14 protein-coding genes and 3 pseudogenes are annotated in these 17,942 nt (G+C 68.9%); 8 read left to right on the top strand and 9 right to left on the bottom strand.

Features of this window, described 5'->3' with window-relative positions; all coding sequences use genetic code 11:
- Window positions 1-17: 17 nt before the first annotated feature.
- The 4 genes from proB to rplU form a co-directional block, all read right to left on the bottom strand.
- On the bottom strand, window positions 18-803 hold the full coding sequence (gene proB, locus RGU41_RS05445) for a glutamate 5-kinase (protein ID WP_134447932.1): 786 nt from the start codon (window positions 801-803) through the stop codon (window positions 18-20).
- Window positions 800-2,365 (bottom strand): GTPase ObgE, encoded by a 1,566-nt coding sequence (obgE, locus tag RGU41_RS05440; protein ID WP_134447930.1) that lies wholly within the window; start codon window positions 2,363-2,365, stop codon window positions 800-802. The genes proB and obgE overlap by 4 nt, the downstream gene beginning before the upstream one ends.
- A 79-nt stretch (window positions 2,366-2,444) precedes the next feature.
- Window positions 2,445-2,702, bottom strand: a complete 258-nt coding sequence (gene rpmA, locus RGU41_RS05435) for a 50S ribosomal protein L27 (protein ID WP_066595878.1) — start codon at window positions 2,700-2,702, stop codon at window positions 2,445-2,447.
- An 18-nt stretch (window positions 2,703-2,720) separates the two neighbouring features.
- The gene (rplU, locus tag RGU41_RS05430; protein WP_134447928.1) at window positions 2,721-3,029 is read right to left on the bottom strand and encodes a 50S ribosomal protein L21; all 309 of its coding nucleotides are present in this window, start codon (window positions 3,027-3,029) and stop codon (window positions 2,721-2,723) included.
- Window positions 3,030-3,271: 242 nt separating this feature from the next.
- Between rplU and RGU41_RS05425 the strand changes: the two genes are divergently transcribed.
- Window positions 3,272-3,544: a DUF4031 domain-containing protein gene (locus tag RGU41_RS05425; protein ID WP_134447926.1), complete on the top strand. Its 273-nt coding sequence runs from the start codon at window positions 3,272-3,274 to the stop codon at window positions 3,542-3,544.
- A 107-nt stretch (window positions 3,545-3,651) separates the two neighbouring features.
- Here RGU41_RS05425 and RGU41_RS05420 read toward each other — a convergent pair whose 3' ends face one another.
- Window positions 3,652-6,543: an Rne/Rng family ribonuclease gene (locus tag RGU41_RS05420; protein WP_416173139.1), complete on the bottom strand. Its 2,892-nt coding sequence runs from the start codon at window positions 6,541-6,543 to the stop codon at window positions 3,652-3,654.
- A 101-nt stretch (window positions 6,544-6,644) separates the two neighbouring features.
- Here RGU41_RS05420 and RGU41_RS05415 point away from each other — a divergent pair, with 101 nt between their 5' ends.
- Entirely contained in the window at window positions 6,645-7,244 is a 600-nt protein-coding gene (locus RGU41_RS05415; protein ID WP_241985049.1) for a vitamin K epoxide reductase family protein, read from the top strand.
- Between the two features lie 116 nt (window positions 7,245-7,360).
- Here RGU41_RS05415 and ndk read toward each other — a convergent pair whose 3' ends face one another.
- From ndk to ileS, 4 genes and pseudogenes are all read right to left on the bottom strand, one after another.
- Window positions 7,361-7,783, bottom strand: a complete 423-nt coding sequence (gene ndk, locus RGU41_RS05410; RefSeq protein WP_134447922.1) for a nucleoside-diphosphate kinase — start codon at window positions 7,781-7,783, stop codon at window positions 7,361-7,363.
- A complete protein-coding gene (locus RGU41_RS05405) occupies window positions 7,780-7,968 on the bottom strand; it encodes a DUF4233 domain-containing protein (RefSeq protein WP_322135742.1) in 189 nt (62 codons plus the stop codon). The genes ndk and RGU41_RS05405 overlap by 4 nt, the downstream gene beginning before the upstream one ends.
- Window positions 7,969-8,134: 166 nt before the next feature.
- Window positions 8,135-9,471, bottom strand: a pseudogene (locus tag RGU41_RS05400) (bifunctional folylpolyglutamate synthase/dihydrofolate synthase); the annotation flags it as partial.
- A 39-nt stretch (window positions 9,472-9,510) separates the two neighbouring features.
- Window positions 9,511-13,004, bottom strand: a pseudogene (gene ileS, locus RGU41_RS05395) (isoleucine--tRNA ligase).
- Window positions 13,005-13,333: 329 nt separating this feature from the next.
- On the opposite strand from ileS, the gene RGU41_RS05390 reads away from it, so the two are divergent.
- The 6 genes and pseudogenes from RGU41_RS05390 to RGU41_RS05365 all read left to right on the top strand — a co-directional run.
- Window positions 13,334-14,986 carry an ABC transporter substrate-binding protein gene (locus RGU41_RS05390; protein WP_134561189.1) on the top strand — a complete coding sequence of 551 codons (1,653 nt, stop codon included), beginning with the start codon at window positions 13,334-13,336 and terminating at the stop codon, window positions 14,984-14,986.
- Window positions 14,971-15,780, top strand: a complete 810-nt coding sequence (locus RGU41_RS05385; protein ID WP_322135741.1) for an ABC transporter permease — start codon at window positions 14,971-14,973, stop codon at window positions 15,778-15,780. Before RGU41_RS05390 ends, RGU41_RS05385 begins: the two co-directional genes overlap by 16 nt.
- Complete coding sequence (locus RGU41_RS05380) at window positions 15,720-15,974, top strand: ABC transporter permease subunit (RefSeq protein ID WP_322135740.1); 255 nt, start codon at window positions 15,720-15,722, stop codon at window positions 15,972-15,974. Before RGU41_RS05385 ends, RGU41_RS05380 begins: the two co-directional genes overlap by 61 nt.
- Entirely contained in the window at window positions 15,971-16,303 is a 333-nt protein-coding gene (locus tag RGU41_RS05375; protein ID WP_322135739.1) for a hypothetical protein, read from the top strand. The genes RGU41_RS05380 and RGU41_RS05375 overlap by 4 nt, the downstream gene beginning before the upstream one ends.
- Window positions 16,288-16,866 carry an ABC transporter permease gene (locus RGU41_RS05370; RefSeq protein WP_322135738.1) on the top strand — a complete coding sequence of 193 codons (579 nt, stop codon included), beginning with the start codon at window positions 16,288-16,290 and terminating at the stop codon, window positions 16,864-16,866. The genes RGU41_RS05375 and RGU41_RS05370 overlap by 16 nt, the downstream gene beginning before the upstream one ends.
- Window positions 16,863-17,897 (top strand): annotated as a pseudogene (locus RGU41_RS05365) (ATP-binding cassette domain-containing protein); the annotation flags it as partial. The gene RGU41_RS05370 and the pseudogene RGU41_RS05365, both read left to right, overlap by 4 nt.
- Window positions 17,898-17,942: the final 45 nt, after the last annotated feature.

The raw sequence follows: 17,942 nt of genomic DNA, 5'->3' as shown, positions 1-17,942 counted from the left end.
GGCCAGGACCGGACAGGTTACAGCCGGGGAGTCGGTTCGAACCAGGTGCCGACGTAGTCGCCGCGCAGGGCCTGGGCGACGAGCCCTGTCGAGGTAACCAGCACGGCCGTTCCTGCTTCCGCTGCAATCCGGGCCGCTGACACCTTCGTACCGGCCCCACCGGTGCCGACACCGGAGGAGCTCGCGCCGAATTCCACGCCGGGAAGCCGGTCGCCTGCCGCGATGTGCGGGATGCGTTCCGCCCCTGGGAGATGCGGCGGGCGGGTGTAGAGGGCGTCGACGTCGCTCAGCAGCACGAGGAGGTCGGCTCCGATCAGGGTCGCGACGAGGGCCGCGAGCCTGTCGTTGTCGCCGAAGCGGATCTCGTGGGTGGCGACGGTGTCGTTCTCGTTCACGATCGGGAGGATCCGCAGCCCGAGCAGCCGGTTCATCGCGCGGCGCGCATTGGACCGGTGTGACGGGTTCTCGAGGTCGCCGGCGGTGAGCAGCACCTGCCCGGCGATGATCGAGTAGCGACGGAGACTGTCCTGGTAGCGGAAGATCAGGAGGTTCTGGCCGACGGAGGCCGCGGCCTGCTGGGTTGCGAGGTCGGTGGGCCGTTCCTCGAGGTTGAGGTACGGCATCCCGGTCGCGATCGCACCGGAGGAGACCAGGACGATCTCGGCGCCGCGGGCGTGCGCCTCGGCGAGGGCGTCGACGAGCGGGGAGATCTGCGACACGTTCGCTCCGCTGATCGAGGATGACCCGACCTTCACGACGATGCGTGCCGCCGTCTTGATGTCGTCCCGCCCGAGGACGCTCACTCGGAGTCTTCCTGGCTGCTTTCCGAGCCTGCTGGGGCGCTCTCGCCGTTGTACTCGACCTCGCCAGAGGTCCACATTCCGGCGTCGCGCTCGCGGATGAGCTCGGCACGGGCGGCCGCCTTGGCGTCCATCCGGCCGAAGTACTCTTCCCGGCGCTCGCTGCTCGTGCGACGCTTCGAGTCGTCGAGGCGGGTGTCGGTGCCGCGGGGGGCCGTGATGAGCTCCGCCGTCGACGTGAGAGTGGGCTCCCAGTCGAAGACGACACCGTTGCCTGCGCCGATGATCACGGTCGAGCCGGCGACGGCTCCCGCCTTGAAGAGTTCGTTCTCGATGCCGAGCTTGGCCAGGCGGTCGGCGAGGAAGCCGACGGCCTCGTCGTTGGTGAAGTCGGTCTGCTGCACCCAGCGCTCGGGCTTGGTGCCGATGATGCGGTAGATGTTGCCGAACGAGCCGCCCTCGACCTTGACGACGAAACCGCTGTCGTCGACGGCCTTGGGACGGATGATGATGCGCGGCTTGGCCGCGAGTGCGGCGGCGGACTCGATGCGGCCTGCTTCGACGAGTTCGGCGAGGGCATAGTTCAGCTGGCGGAGGCCCTCGTGGCTGACGGTGGAGATCTCGAAGACGCGGTAGCCGCGGGCTTCGAGGTCTGCCTTGACGAAGTCCGCGAGTTCGCGGGCCTCTGGAACGTCGATCTTGTTGAGCGCGACCAGCTGGGGACGGTCGAGGAGGGGTTTCTGGCCTTCGGGAACCGGGTAGGCGCCGAGTTCTCCGAGGATCACGTCGAGGTCGCTGAGCGGGTCGCGGTCGGGGTCGAGGGTCGCGCAGTCGAGGATGTGCAGGAGAGCTGTGCAGCGTTCGACGTGGCGCAGGAATTCGAGGCCGAGGCCCTTGCCCTCGCTCGCGCCCTCGATCAGGCCGGGAACGTCTGCCACCGTGTAGCGCACCTCGCCGGCGTCGACGACGCCCAGGTTCGGGAACAGGGTCGTGAAGGGGTAGTCGGCGATCTTGGGCCTCGCGGCGGACATGGCCGCGATCAGGCTGGACTTGCCTGCGGAGGGATAGCCGACGAAGGCGACGTCCGCAACGGTCTTGAGCTCGAGCTGGACATCGCCTTCCCAGCCGTAGGTGCCGAGGAGTGCGAAACCGGGGGCCTTGCGCTTCGAGGAGGCGAGTGCGGCGTTGCCGAGCCCGCCCTGGCCGCCGGGGGCCACGACGATCCGGAAACCCGGTTCGGTCATGTCGGCGAGTTCGTTGCCGTCGACGTCCTTGACGACGGTGCCGAGGGGTACGGAGAGTTCCATGATCTCGCTGCTGAAACCGGCGCGGTGGTCGCCCATGCCGGGACCGCCGTTGACGGAGCTGCGGTGCGGGGACCGGTGGAAGCCGAGGAGCGTGGTCACCTGGGGATCGGCGACGAGCACGATGTCGCCGCCGTTTCCGCCGTTGCCGCCGTCGGGGCCGGCCAGGGGCTTGAACTTCTCCCGCTTGACGGACACACAGCCGTTGCCGCCGTTGCCCGCGCGCAGGTGCAGCGTGACCTGGTCAACGAATGTGGCCATGGGGGTGCCCCTTTCAGGTGGCGTAAAACAAGCAGAGGGCGAGCCGAAGCCCGCCCTCACGCTTACAGATTGTGGATGCCTACGCGGCAGCCACCACGATGTTGACGACCTTGCGGCCACCCTTCGCGCCGAACTCGACCGAGCCGGCCTCGAGGGCGAACAGCGTGTCGTCGCCACCGCGGCCGACGTTCACGCCGGGGTGGAAGTGGGTGCCGCGCTGGCGGACGATGATCTCGCCCGCTCCGACAACCTGACCACCGAAGCGCTTCACGCCGAGGCGCTGGGCGTTGGAGTCGCGACCGTTGCGAGTGGAACTCGCACCTTTTTTGTGTGCCATTTGTTCTGCTCCTCGGGCCTAGGCGATGCCGGTGACCTGAACGCGAGTGAGCTCCTGACGGTGCCCCTGACGCTTCTTGTAACCGGTCTTGTTCTTGAACTTCTGGATGACGATCTTCGGGCCGCGGAGGTCGTTGAGGACCTCGGCGGTCACGGTGACTTTGGCCAAAGACTTCGAGTCAGAGGTGATCTTGTCGCCATCGACGAGGAGCACTGCGGCCAGCTCGACGTTGCCGTCCTTGTCAGCCTTGATTCGGTCCATCGTTACGATGGTCCCGACCTCTACCTTCTCCTGCCGCCCACCGGCGCGCACAACTGCGTAAACCACGTTACGTACCTATCTCTGGGGAGCCGTGAGGCCCCGATTCCTATGATGGAAAGTTACTGCGTAAACGGCCCAAGTCGGCCCGTCTCTGTCAGAAAACCTTAGGTGTCAGCGCGGGCTCAGGCCCAACGCACACCAACAGTCGAGTTTAGCTGATCAACCTGCCCCGGTCAAACTGGGGCTGGGATCGACCGGGGATCGCCTGCTCCCCCGGCACAACGCTGCGGGGAACATACAATCTTGGGATGACCGTGTTGATAGATCAGCCTACATGGCCCGCGCACGATACGGTCTGGTCGCACCTCGTCAGCGACGTGTCGCTCGAAGAATTGCACGGTTTCGCCGCGGCGAACGGCATTCCCCTGCGGGGTTTCGACCTGGACCACTATGACGTGCCCGCGCACCGCTACGAGGCCCTCGTGGCGGCTGGGGCGCTTCCGGTGGGCAACAGGGAGCTCGTGCTGCGCTTGCGCGCGAGCGGGCTCCGCGTGTCCGGACGCGAACGCTCCGGACGCTGAACCCACCGCGGCCCGGCGGCGTGTCTCGGCGTGTCGCGGGTACGGAAAACGGCGGCCGACCGAAGTCGACCGCCGTACGGCCCCGATGCCCCTGGGCTCGTGCTGAACTAGTTCTGCGTCTCCCGTGCCGGCAGCACGATGGGCTGCGCGTTCGACGTCGAGCCGCCGGCCGTCGTGACCCTGCGGCTGCGCGAGCGGCCCTGGCCGGGCTGTTTGGGCTCAGGGAGCGACTCGAGCACCGAGTCGAGCAGCTGGTCGGTGACCTGCTTGCTCACGGTACGACGGGCGCGGGACGACTTCCGCACCGGGATGTCGAGGATCTCGACGGAACCGGTGTTGGCCTCCGTCAGGTCCGCGGCAACGGCCTGGGTGATGCTCGGCGCCTCCACGGGGGCGGATGCCTCGGCGACGGGCGTGACCGTGGGCTCGACCGGGGCTGTGGACTCGTTCGCGTGCACCTCCTGCTCTGCGGAGACGGGGACGGACGCGGGGGCATCCGGCACGTGGATGATCGGGATGGACCCGGTCAGGGCGCGCGGGATGGTCCTGGCCGCGATCAGGGCGAGTGCGTGCTTGGCATCCTCGGTGATCCCGTGCGTGCCCGATGTGGCCTTCGCCTGCTCGGACACGGATCCGTTGGTGCCGGAGTTACCGCCGCGGTGGCCGTTGTTGCCGCCGTTGCCGTTCCCGTTGCCGTTCCCGTTGCTCCCGTTGCCGTTGCCGTTGCCGTTGTCGTTGCCTGAGTTGCCCGACTTGCTGCGCGGGCGGCGTTCCTGGGGCGGCTGGGCGGTCTGGCGGTGCTTGGTGACGGGGTCGTGGTGGATGACGACTCCGCGGCCCGCACAGGCCTCGCAGTTCTCGCTGAACGACTCGAGGAGTCCCAGTCCGAGCTTCTTGCGGGTCATCTGCACAAGCCCGAGCGAGGTGACCTCCGCGACCTGGTGCTTGGTGCGGTCGCGGCTCAGGCATTCGAGCAGGCGGCGCAGCACGAGGTCGCGGTTGGTCTCGAGGACCATGTCGATGAAGTCGACGACGATGATGCCGCCGATGTCGCGCAGCCGGAGCTGACGCACGATCTCCTCTGCGGCCTCGAGGTTGTTCTTCGTGACGGTTTCCTCGAGGTTGCCGCCGGAACCGACGAACTTGCCCGTGTTGACGTCGACGACGGTCATCGCCTCTGTGCGGTCGATCACGAGGGAACCGCCGGAGGGCAGCCAGACCTTGCGGTCGAGGGCCTTCTCGATCTGCTCGGAGATGCGGTACTCGTCGAAGGCGTCGTTTTCGCCCTCGTAACGCTCGACGCGGTCGACGAGGTCGGGGGCGACCTGGCCGAGGTAGGTCTGGATCGTCTCGCGGGCTTCGTCCCCGGAGATGACCATCTTCTGGAAGTCCTCGTTGAAGACGTCGCGCACGATCTTGATCAGCAGGTCGGGCTCACCGTGCAGCAGCGCGGGGGCCTGGACAGTGTCGACGAGCTTGGAGATGGATGCCCACTGCTCGGTGAGGCGGTTGACGTCGAGCGTCAGCTGCTCGTCGGTGGCACCTTCCGCGGCGGTACGCACAATCACGCCGGTGTTGTCCGGCAGGACCTCTTTGAGGATCTTCTTGAGGCGGGCACGCTCGGTGTCCGGAAGCTTGCGGCTGATGCCGTTCATCGAGCCGTTCGGCACGTAGACGAGGTACCGGCCGGGAAGCGAGACCTGGCTCGTGAGCCGGGCGCCCTTGTGGCCGATCGGGTCCTTCGTGACCTGGACGAGCACCTTGTCGCCTGGCTTGAGCGCGAGCTCGATCCGACGCGCCTGGTTGCTGTTGGCGGCATGTTCCGCCGCGGCCTCCCAGTCGACCTCACCGGAGTACAGCACGGCGTTGCGGCCGCGTCCGATGTCGACGAAGGCGGCTTCCATGCTCGGGAGCACGTTCTGTACCCGGCCGAGGTACACATTCCCGATCAGGGATGCGTCCTGGTTCTTGGCGACGTAGTGCTCGACGAGTACGCCGTCCTCGAGGACGCCGATCTGGATCTTGTTGTGTTTGGCCCGCACGACCATGACCCGGTCGACCGATTCACGGCGGGCGAGGAACTCGGCCTCCGTGATGACCGGACGGCGACGCCCGGCGTCGCGGCCGTCGCGGCGGCGCTGCTTCTTGGCCTCGAGGCGGGTCGAGCCCTTGATCCGCTGCGGCTCGGTGATGAGCTCGGGTTCGCGCGGAACGCGGACCCGGACGACGGTGTTGGCGGGGTCGTCGGCACCGGAGCGGTTCTCGTCGCCTGGCCTGCGGCGGGCGCGGCGGCGGACGGTCGACGTCTCGTCCGGGTACTCATCGCGGTCCGAGCGGCCGTCGGGACGGTTGTCCGAGCGGCTGTCCGAGCGGTTGCGGTCGTGACGGTTCTCCGCGCCGTTGTCCTGGCGGTTGCCCGAGCGGCTGTCCTGACGATCCCCGTCTGGGCGGTTGCCGTCCTGACGATCGTCGAAGGCACGCGAATCGTCGCGCCTGGCTCCGGCACGTGCCGGAAGCGGCACGATGTTCGGCGCCTGGAAAAGAAGAGAGGTCGAGGGCCTGCGAACCGGCTGTGCGGGTTCGACGGGCGGAGTCGGCTGGTCCACGGTGGTGTCCTGTTCGGCTGGGGTCGTCGCGGTGGACGCCCAGGGTGCGGGCTCCCCTCGAGGAATGGTGCTGTCGGTGCCTCCACGGCGCCGGTCGCGGCGCCGGGTACCGTGGCCGGTGCTTCCGTTGGCGCGATCGCCGCGGCGGCTACACGCCGACGGCGGGATCCGAACAGACCTTTGCGTTTTTTGGTGTTTTCGTTGTCTTCCACCATTACTGGTGCGCTCCTTGACCGTTTTGGGCGACCGCGCCACCCATCCGGCTACTCTCTCGTGCGAGAAAAACGCTTGCGCGTCCACCTCGGGAATCCTCTTCGTTCGCAACCGGCTCTTGGCTCTGGCTGCTAATACCTTTGGTCGTGGGACCAATGAATCTGGGCTGTTACGGCCCATTAAGCCTTCTCTGGCTGTGCTTGAGCGCGGCCCAAGCATCCGTGTTGATTATCGCATGTATTGTTCAGGATCGAGTGCGAGGCGCATGACATAATCCTGAGGTGCAACAGACCGAGCAATCCAGGCGCCCCACCGGGCTCGCCATCTTCATGATCATCGGGGGTGCGATCGCCCTCGCGGCGGCCTTCGCGCTGACCCTGGACAAGATCGCCATCCTCGAGGATCCGCAGGCGCAGCTCTCCTGCAACTTCAGCGTGCTCGTCGGCTGCAGCACCAACCTCGGTTCCTGGCAGGGTGCGCTGTTCGGTTTCCCGAACCCGTTGATCGGACTCATCGCCTGGACGGTCGTCATCACGATCGGCGCCGCGATCCTCGCTGGCGCCCGGTTCGCCCGCTGGTTCTGGATCGGACTGAACGTCGGCGTGGCGCTCGCGCTCGTCTTCGTGATCTGGCTGATGGGCCAGAGCTTCTTCGTGCTCGACGTGCTCTGCCCGTGGTGCATGGTGACCTGGGTCGTCACGATCCCGATGTTCCTGGCCGTGACCCTCTACAACCTCAGGACGGGCACCCTCCCGGTTCCGGCCGGGGTGCGGCGCTTCGCCGCCGGCGCCTCCTCGTGGATCGTCGTCATCACGATCGGCTGCTACCTCGTGGCCGCAACGGTCGCCCAGCTCAAGATGGACTTCCTGCACCGCCTCTAGCACTGCACCGCCTCCAGCCGGGCGGATGCCGACCGTCGCCTTAACCGCAGAGTGTCGCCGTTCCTCCGCCTGGTTTCGGCGGGGACGGCGACACTCGGCGCGACGGGGCTGCGGTTCTAGTCGAACCAGAGCGCCAGTTCGCGGGACGCGGACTCTGGCGAGTCTGAACCGTGCACGAGGTTCTGCTGGACCTTGGAACCCCAGTCGCGGCCGAGGTCGCCGCGGATCGTGCCGGGTGCTGCGGTCGTGGGATCGGTCGTGCCCGCGAGGGAGCGGAAGCCCTCGATGACGCGTTCGCCGGCGATGCGGATCGCGAGGATCGGCCCGCTCTCCATGAACTCGACGAGGGGCTCGAAGAAGGGCTTGCCCGCGTGCTCCGCGTAGTGCTCGGCGAGAAGCGAACGGTCGGCCTGCACGAGCTTGATGTCGACGAGGGAGTATCCCTTCTGCTCGATGCGTCGCAGGATCTCTCCGGAGAGGTTGCGTGCGACGCCGTCGGGCTTCACCAGGACGAGGGTTTCTTGGACCGGGGTACTCATGAGTTCTCCTTGTTGTTGTCTAGTCTCGAGCCGGTGACCATGCAGTATGCCCACATGCCGGTGAACAGTGCGCCGACGATGAACATGGCCGGGTTGACGAACCCGGTCAGGACGATGATGGCCTGGACGATCCAGCCGATCGCGTATGACCAGTTGTAGCGGAGCAGGCCGATCGTCGCGACCATGACGAGGCAGAGCAGTGCTCCCCGCCGAGGGCGAGCCAGGCCGGCAGCGAGCCGAGCCCGAAGAGCAGCAGCGCCGCGAGGAACACGATGATCGTCTCGAAGCCGAGCACGATCGACGCGAGCGACTCGCGCACAGAACGGTTCCGCCGCGAACGCGGGGCGTCGGTCATTTCTTGAGCCACTCCCTGGCTACGGCGAGCGACAGGGCCTCGCCGACCAGGGTGATCGAACCGGTGACGATCACGCCGCGACGTGGGGCGTCTGCGGCCCAGGTCCTCGCGGCGTCGAGGGCGTCGGCGACGTCGTCGAAGCGGCTGACGGCATCCTCGTCCGTTCCGGCCGCGACGATGTCGGCGAGGTCGTCGACGGGGATCGCCCGGTCGGACTGGGACTGGGTGACGTGGAACCGGGTCACGACGGGAGCGAGCGCCGCGACGATGCCCGCTGCGTCCTTGTCGGCGAGGATCCCGATCACGGCGACGACCTCATCGAAGTGGAAGTAGGTGCCGAGTGCCTCGGCGAGGGCGCCGGCCCCGTGCGGGTTGTGCGCGGCATCCACGAGCACGGTCGGTTCGATGCCGATCAGCTGCAGCCGCCCGGGTGAGGTCGCGGTCGCGAGCCCCTCCGTGAGGATGTCGTGGTCGAGCGGGCGGGTGCCCGCGCCGAGGAAGGACTCGACGGCGGCGATCGCGACGGCAGCGTTGTGCGCCTGGTGGGTGCCGTACATCGGCAGGAACAGGTCGGGGTATGTCGCGGCGAGGCCGCGCACCGTGATGAGCTGCCCGCCGACGCCGACCTGGCTGTCGAGCAGGGCGAACTCTTCCCCTCGCTCGCGAGGGTCGATTCGGTCAGTTCGACGGCGCGTTCCAGTTCGGCCTGCACGGTCTCGGCCTGCCGGGCGCTGATGACGGATGCCGCAGGCTTGATGATCCCTGCCTTGGTGCGGGCGATCTCCGCGACGGTGCTTCCGAGCCGCTTGGTGTGATCGAGCGCGACCGGGGTGACGACGGCGACGAGGCCGTCGGCCACGTTCGTGGAGTCCCATTCGCCGCCCATGCCGACCTCGATCACGGCGACATCGACGGGAGCGTCCGCGAAGCAGGCGAAGGCGAGCACGGTGAGGGCTTCGAAGAAAGTGAGCGGCTCCTCGTTCTTCGCACCGAGCTCGGCGTCCACCATCGCGAGGTACGGCTGGATGTCCTCCCAGTTCGCGGCGAGGGCGCGGTCGCTGATCGGTTCCCCGTCGATCACGATCCGTTCGTTGAGGCGGACCAGGTGCGGGCTCGTCATCATGCCGGTGCGCAGTCCGTACGCGCGCAGGATGCTCTCGGTGATCCGGCTCGTGCTGGTCTTCCCGTTGGTGCCCGTGATGTGGATCACCGGGTAGGTGGCCTGCGGGTCGCCGAGCAGTTCGACGACCCGCCGGGTCGGGGCGAGCCGCGGTCGTGGAGCGGCTTCGCCGACCCGGTCGAGGAGGGCTGCGAAGACGGCCTCTCCGCGTCGCGGTACTCGTCGTCTTCGGGCAGGTTCTGGTCCATCGAATCAGACATTCACGATTCCGTTCTCTCGGGCGACGGCGACGAGCACCGGCCCGCGGTTGGCGTAGTGGCCGGCCTCGAAGCGCACGTAGTGCTCGACGGGGGCCCCCGCGAGCTGTTCCAGCCACTCGGAGGGCACCGTGCCCGCGAGGATGGCCGGGTCGACCTCGGTCGGGGCGTGCGCGGCGAAGCGCACGGTGAGCGTTTCCGCGGCCACGTCGACTCCCGGCGCGAGGCGCAGGGTGTCGAGGTCGGCCTGGTCGAAGAAGACGAGGTCGAGGCGGATCCGGTCCGCGACGAAGAATCCGGCCGACTTGCGGGTGTCCTGCACGGCGCGGATCAGGTCGCGGGCGAAGCCCTCGGCCTCGAGCTCCGGCGTGGTCACGGTGTCGAGCAGCACGAAGCCGCCGCCCTGGAGCAGCGCGAGGGCGGGTCCGGTCTGCTCGACGGCCGCGGATGCCGCGTCGGCGTTGCTCGCCCCTGTGCCAGCCTGCAGCACGAGTTCGTATTCGCCGGCCTCGAGCGCGATGCCGCCTGCGGTCACGATCCCGTCGGTTTCGCTCCAGTCGCCGCTGCGCGCGGCCTTGATCGCGGCCTGCACCTGCTTGCCGAGCCGGGGCCCGGCCGCGCGGGCGTTGACGGTGAGCCGGGAGGTGATGCCGTAGTTCGCCGCGCTGTCCTCGGCGAGTTCGACGAGGTTCACGCTCTTCACGTTGAGCTCGTCGCGCAGGATCGCCTCGAACGGGGCGAGTGCCGCCGTTCCGGTCGTGACGACGGTGAGCTGCGCGAGCGGCAGCCGCACGCGCAGGCCCGCCTGCTTGCGCAGCGAGAGCACGGTGGAGCTGATCGTGCGGATCTGGTCCATCGCGGTGACGAGCCCGTGGTCCGACGGGAAGAGGCCGGCGTCCGGCCAGTCCGTCAGGTGCACGCTGCGGCCAGCGGTCAATCCCTGCCAGATCCGCTCGGTGACGAGCGGCAGAAGCGGCGCGGCGACCCGGCAGACCGTCTCGAGCACGGTGTACAGGGTGTCGAAGGCTTCCGTGGCCGTACCGCCGGCGACGGCGCCGGTCCAGAAGCGGTCCCGGGAGCGCCGCACGTACCAGTTGGTCAGCACGTCGGCGAAGTCGCGGAGCCGGGCGGTCGCCTGGGTCGAGTCGAGCGCCTCGAGGTCGCTCGTGACGTCGACGATGAGGTCGCGGGTCTTCGCGAGCAGGTACCGGTCGAGCACGTCGGTCGAGTCGGTGCGCCAGACGGCGTCGTAGCCGTTCTCCCCGAGGCGTTGGCGTAGAGCGAGAAGAAGTACCAGGTGCTCCAGAGCGGCAGCATCACCTGGCGGGTGGCCTCCCGGATGCCCTCCTCCGTGACGATGAGGTTGCCGCCGCGCAGTACGGATGAGCTCATCAGGAACCAGCGCATCGCGTCGCTTCCATCGCGGTCGAAGACCTCGAAGACGTCGGGGTAGTTGCGCAGCGACTTCGACATCTTCTGGCCGTCGTTGCCGAGCACGATGCCGTGGCTCACGACGTTGGTGAACGCCGGCCGGTCGAAGAGAGCGGTCGAGAGCACGTGCAGCAGGTAGAACCAGCCGCGGGTCTGGCCGATGTACTCGACGATGAAGTCGGCGGGGTTGTGGGTGTCGAACCAGTCGCGGTTCTCGAAGGGGTAGTGCACGGCCGCGAACGGCATCGACCCGGAGTCGAACCAGACGTCGAGCACGTCGGTGATCCGGCGCATCGTGGAAGCCCCGGTGGGGTCGTCCGGGTTCGGCCGGGTGAGCTCGTCGATGTACGGGCGGTGCAGGTCGGTCGGGCGCACCCCGAAGTCGGCTTCGAGCTCGTCGAGCGAGCCGTAGACATCCGTGCGGGGGTAGTTCGGGTCGTCGCTCTTCCAGACCGGGATCGGCGAGCCCCAGTACCGGTTGCGGCTGATCGACCAGTCGCGGGCGTTGCCGATCCACTTGCCGAACTGGCCGTCCTTGACGTTCTCCGGCACCCAGGTGACGTCCTGGTTGAGTTCGACCATGCGGTCGCGGAACTCGGTGACGCGCACGAACCAGCTCGACACCGCCTTGTAGATCAGCGGGTTGCGGCAGCGCCAGCAGTGCGGGTACGAGTGCTCGTAGCTGGCCTGGCGCAGCAGCCGGCCCTCGGCCTTGAGCATCTGGGTGAGCGGCTTGTTCGCGTCTGACCACAGCAGGCCGGCGACCTCCGGCACGTCGGAGAGGAACTTGCCGCCCTCGTCGAGGGAGATGATCACGGGGATACCGGCGGCCTCGCAGGCCTTCTGGTCCTCTTCGCCGTACGCGGGCGCCTGGTGCACGATGCCGGTGCCGTCTGCGGTCGTGACGTAGTCGGCGAGCAGGATCGTCCAGGCCTTCTGGGTGTTCCAGACGGATGCGTCGGCGTAGTAGTCGAAGAGACGGTCGTATGCGACACCCTCGAGTTCGCGTCCCGTGACCGTGCGCGCAACGGCCGCGGAGGCCTCCTCAGGCGTGTCGTAGCCGAGGTCCTTGGCGTAGTTGCCGACGAGGTCGATCGCGATCAGGTACTCGGCGCCGAGGACGGACACGTCCACGCGGGCGTCGTCGCTGCCGGTGACCGACTCCTCGCGGAGCACGGTCGCGTCTGGCGTGCCGTTCGGACCGGCCGGGACGACGGCGTAGACGATGTCCGGCCCGACGGCGAGGGCGAGGTTGGTCGGCAGGGTCCAGGGGGTCGTCGTCCACGCGAGGGCGCGCACCGCGGTGAGGCCGAGGGCTTCCGCCTTCGTGCCCACGAGCGGGAACGTCACGGTGACGGTCTGGTCCTGGCGCATCTTGTAGACGTCGGCATCCATGCCGAGCTCGTGGTTGGAGAGCGGCGTCTGGTCGCGCCAGCAGTACGGAAGCACCCGGTAGCCCTCGTAGGCGAGGCCCTTGTCGTGCAGGGTCTTGAACGCCCAGATCACGGATTCCATGAAGGTGATGTCGAGGGTCTTGTAGTCGTTCTCGAAGTCGACCCAGCGGGCCTGGCGGTTGACGTAGCGCTGCCAGTCGTCGGTGTACTTGAGCACGGAGTCGCGGGCGACCTTGTTGAAGGCGGCGATGCCGAGCTTCTCGATGTCGGCCTTGTCGGTGATTCCGAGCTGCCGTTCGGCCTCGAGCTCGGCGGGGAGGCCGTGGGTGTCCCAGCCGAAGCGGCGGTGCACGAGCTTGCCGCGCATGGTCTGGAAGCGCGGGAACAGGTCCTTCGCGTAACCGGTGAGGAGGTGCCCGTAGTGCGGCACGCCGTTCGCGAAGGGCGGGCCGTCGTAGAAGACCCACTCCGGCGCATCCGCCCGGTTGTCGATCGACGCCTGGAAGGTGCCGTCGGCCGCCCAGTACGCGAGCACCTCTGTCTCGATCGCCGGGAAGTTCGGCGAGGGCACGATGGGGGCGGATGCGGCGAGCGCGGCCTGCTCGGGTGCTGCGGCCTGGTCGTCTGCTGCGGGGAAGGGCGGGGCTTTGGGGTACACGTGCATCTCCTGGACAAAAGGGGCCGACAGGCCCTGTTCCACGAGGACGCCGACTCCGGGAAGACTCGACGCGGTACCACCTCGCTTGCCGTCTTCGTGCTGTGACGACCGCTTGTTCAGAGGCTGTGACGGGCCCGACCCGTTCGGTTCTACCAGGGGTCCGCCTTTCGACGGTTCCCGTTCTTCCGAAGACTCACCGGTGATGGCCGGATCACTGTCATGCGAGCGCAATTCTATCCCGTCGGAGCGATACTTACGGGAATTTCAGGCCGGACGGTGATGTTTTACGATGGGACCCGGCCCGGCCCCGCTACGCCGAGAGAGATTCCTTCCCCATGCCCCCTCTGGTTCACCACTCCCGCGTGCCGCGTTCGCTCGTCGCCGTCGCCACCCTCGCCCTGCTCCTGACCGGGTGTTCCGCATCCCCGCAGGCCACGGAGAGCACCGCTCCCGTCTCCGGCGGCACGCTCAACTACGCCTCCGGCGATGCCGAACCGACGTGCCTCGACCCGCACGTCGGCGGCAACTATCCGCAGGCCCTCGTCGGCACCCAGTTCCTGGAGTCGCTCGTCTCCCGCGACAGCGCGGGCACGATCATCCCGTGGCTCGCGTCGAGCTGGTCGCAGAGCGCCGACGGCCTCGCCTGGGACTTCACCCTCCGCGAGAACGTGACCTTCACCGACGGGACGCCCTTCGACGCGGCGGCCGTGCAGGCGAACATCGCGCACGTGCAGGACCCGAAGACGGGATCGTCGACCGGGTACCTCGCCGTGCGGAAGGTGGTGTCGACATCCGTCGTCTCCCCCACCGTGGTGCGCCTGACCCTGAGCGAACCAGACAGTGCCCTGCTCGAGTCACTCAGCCAGCCGTGGCTCGCGATGGAGTCGCCGACGGCGCTCGCCCGCAGCCAGGACGAGAACTGCGCGGCCCCGGTCGGGACCGGTCCGTTCACGGTCGCCTCCTGGGTCAAGCAGGACGCGATCACCCTCGTCAGGAACGACGCGTACACCTCCCCGCCTGCCGACGCCGCCCACACCGGGCCCGCCTACCTCGACTCCATCGTCTGGCGGTTCATCCCCGACTCGGCCTCCCGCTACGCCGCCCTGCAGTCCGGCGCCGTCGACGTGATCGACAACGCCCAGCCGGACACCATCGTGCAGGCCGGGAAGAGCAGCACCATCCGCCACCTCGACGCGCCCCGGCCTGGCGCATCCAACCGGATCGAGCTGAACTCGGGCAGGGCCCCGTTCAACGACCCGCTCGTGCGCGAGGCCTTCGTCCGTGCCTCCGACGTCGACTCCGCGGTTGCGAGCCTGTTCCAGGGCACGGCGACCCGCTCGTTCTCGGCGCTCTCGAGCATCGAGCCGCTCGGGGTGTCCCGGCCGGACCTGTTCGGCTACGACCCCGAGGCCGCCGCCACCCTTCTCGACGAGGCCGGCTGGACCGGTCGGGACTCCGACGGGTACCGCACGAAGGGCGGCGTGCGCCTGTCCGTCGTCTTCCCGGTGAGCACCAACCAGTCGATCCCGGCGGAGCAGTCCCTGTTCGAGCAGCTGCAGGCGACCGCGAAGGCCGTGGGCTTCGACGTGGTGCTCTCGCCGCTCGACCTGTCGGCCTGGTACACCGCCCTCGGTTCGAACTCCTATGATGCGGTGAGCGCGCCGTACACGAAGGTGGGCCCCGACGTGCTCCGCACCCTCTTCGACTCGGCCGGCATCGTGCCGGCCCCGAGCGGGTACTTCGCCAACCACGCCCAGGTCAACGACCCCGAGGTCGACGCCTGGCTGACCGAGGCCTCCCAGACGGCGGATGCACCCAAGCGCGCCGCACTGTACGCCCAGGCGCAGAACCGTGTCCTCGAGGGCTTCTACGTGCTGCCGCTGTACGACCAGCAGAACCATTACCTGCTCTCCTCCGTCGTCTCGGGCACCCGGGCGATGCCGACGGTGTCGACGCCCACGTTCTACGACGCGTGGCTGAACCGGTAACCGGAGCCCACCCGGCCGGCCTCTCCCGGCCGGCCGTACTGCGGCGCGCCCTGCCGCGTCGAGCCCTGCTGCGAGCGATGGCCCGGCTCGGCGGGGCCGTCCTCGTGCTCTGGCTCGTCGCGACCGTCACCTTCTTCGCGATGCGGCTCGTCCCCGGCGACCCGGCGGAGGCCGTGCTCGGCGGACCGGGATCGCAGACCTCGCCGGAAGCGCTCGCGGCGGTGCGGGCCCAGTACGGCCTCGACCAGCCGCTCCCTGTGCAGTACGTCGCCGAGCTCGGCCGCCTCGTCACGGGCGACCTCGGCCGTTCGTACGCGCTCCGCGTCCCCGTCGCGCCGCTCCTGCTCGGGCAGCTCGGTGGCACCCTGCTTCTCGCCGTGCTCTCCCTGCTGCTCGCGTGGCTGTTCGCGATCGGCCTCGCCCTGTTCTCCACCCGCGCAGGCCGTTGGGGGCGGATGCTCGGTTCCGGCCTCGAAATCGGCGCGGCCGCCCTGCCGCACTTCTGGCTCGCGAGCGCGCTCATCGTGGTGTTCAGCAGCTGGCTCGGCGTGCTGCCGCCGGTCAGCACCCCAGGCCCTGCCGGACTCGTGCTGCCCGTGCTGACCCTCGCCATCCCGCTCGCCGGTTTCCTCGGCCAGCTCATGCGGGAGTCGATGCTCACGGCGCTCGAAGCCCCGTTCGTCGTCTCCGCGCGGGCCAGGGGGAAAGTGAGGGCGGCATCCGCCGGGTGCACGTGCTGCGGCACGCGAGCCTGCCCGGGATCAGCCTCTCCGGCTGGGCGTTCGGTTCGCTGATCAGCGGGGCCGTCGTCGTCGAGACGATCTTCGCCAGGCCGGGACTCGGCCGCACCCTGCTGAACGCCGTCACGGTGCGGGACGTGCCTGTCGTGATCGGTGTCGTGCTGTTCGTCGCCGCCGCTTACATCCTGATGACCCTTCTGACCGATGTCGCCCAGCGGATCGCCGACCCGAGGCTGCGGCGCGCATGAGCGACCTCGAGATCCAGGCCGGCCTCGCCGGGGCTGCGGCGCGGCGCCAGACGGGAAGGGGCCTCGGCACGAGGTTCGGCACGCGGTTCGGCGGTCGGGTCGGCCTCACCGAGGTCCTCGCCGCCGGTTTTGTGCTGTTCCTGCTCCTTGCCGCCTTCGCACCCGGCCTCGTGGCGCCGGGAGACCCGCTCGCGATCGACCCGCGCGCGGCGTTCCAGCCCCCTCGTCGGCGCACTGGTTCGGCACGGACGAATCCGGGCGCGACGTCTACACCCGGGTCAGCCACGGCACCGGGGGCTCGCTCCAGATCGGCGTGGCGGCGACACTGATCGGCCTCGGCCTCGGGGCCGTGCTCGGGATCATCGCCGGCATGCTCGGTTCGATCGTGGACTTCACCGTGAACCGACTGCTCGAGGTCATGTTCGCGTTCCCCGGCCTGTTGCTCGCCCTGCTGTTCATCATGGTCTTCGGGCCGGGGCCGGCGACGGCGACCCTCGCCGTCGGTCTCGCGACCGCGCCCGGCTACGCACGCATCATCCGCGCCCAGCTCGTCTCCGTGCGATCCTCGGCCTTCGTCGAGGCCGCGACCGTTCTCGGTCGCAGCCGCACCCGGATCCTCGTGCGGCACATCCTCCCGAACACGCTCGCACCGCTCCTCGTGCTCGGTACCCTGGGCATCGGCCAGGCCATCATCTGGGCGGCGGCGCTCAGCTACCTCGGCCTCGGCGCCAAACCGCCCGCCGCGGAATGGGGCGCGATGCTCTCGGCCGGGCGCACCTACCTGAACACCGCCGTCTGGATGAGTTTCTTCCCCGGACTCTTCGTCGTGCTCACCGCGATCTCCGCGACCGTTCTCGGGCGCGCGATCGAGCGACGGCTGAGGCACGCGTGACGGGGGCGCGGGCGGATGCCGGCGCGCCGGCCCTGCTGGTCCGCGGGCTGAGCGTCGGTTTCGGAAGTAAACCCGGACGGGATCCCCTTGTCGACGACGTGTCGTTGGAGGTCGCTCCCGGGGAATGCCTCGCGATCGTCGGCGAATCCGGTTCGGGGAAGAGCCTCACGGCGCGCAGCCTGCTCGGCCTGGCCGGGACCGGATCGTGGCTGCACGCCGACGAGCTGAGCGTCGGCGGGACATCCGTGCTCGGTCTGAGCGAGAACGCCTGGCGGCGGAGGCGCGGCAGGGACGTGGGACTCGTGCTCCAGGACGCGCTCGTGTCGCTCGACCCGCTGCGGCCGATCGGGCGCGAGATCGGTGACACCCTGCGGCTGCACACGAACCTCTCTGCGGCCGCGCGGGCTCGCCGGGTGCTCGAGCTCCTCGCCGAGGTCGGGCTTCCCGACGGCGAGCTCCGGGCCCGCCAGCGTTCCGGTGAACTCTCCGGCGGCCAGCGTCAACGCGCCCTGATCGCATCGGCGATCGCGCTGCGGCCGCCCCTGCTCATCGCCGACGAACCGACGACGGCCCTCGACGTGACCGTGCAGGCCAGGATCCTCGACCTGTTCGAGGCTCTGCTGCACGCCGGGACGGCCCTCGTGCTGATCAGCCACGACCTCGCCGTCGTCAGCCGGATCGCCGACCGCGTCGCGGTGATGAGCGGCGGCCGGATCGTCGAGACCGGCACGACCCGCGCGCTCCTCGACGACCCTCGGCACGACGAGACCCGGCGGATGATCGCCGCGGTCCCGGCCGGGCAGCCCCGAGGAGCCCGGCTCTCGGCGCAGGACCGGCCGAACCGGCCGGCACCCGGTGTCGTTCCTGGGGCCGTTCCTGCTGCCGTTCCCGCGGTCGCCGATCGCGTCGTGCTCGAGGCTTCCGGGCTCGTCAAGAGCTTCCGGATGCCCGACCGGAGCCGGCTGTTCGCCGTCAACGACGTGTCCTTCACGCTCGACCGCGGCACGACGCTCGGCATCGTCGGTGAGTCCGGTTCGGGCAAGACCACGCTGGCCCGGCTGCTGCTCAGCGCTCGA

Origin of the sequence: Cryobacterium sp. 10C3 (assembly GCF_034314285.1) — a bacterium.
GTDB classification, from domain to species: domain Bacteria; phylum Actinomycetota; class Actinomycetes; order Actinomycetales; family Microbacteriaceae; genus Cryobacterium; species Cryobacterium glucosi.
This window is presented reverse-complemented; position numbering and strand designations above follow the sequence as displayed.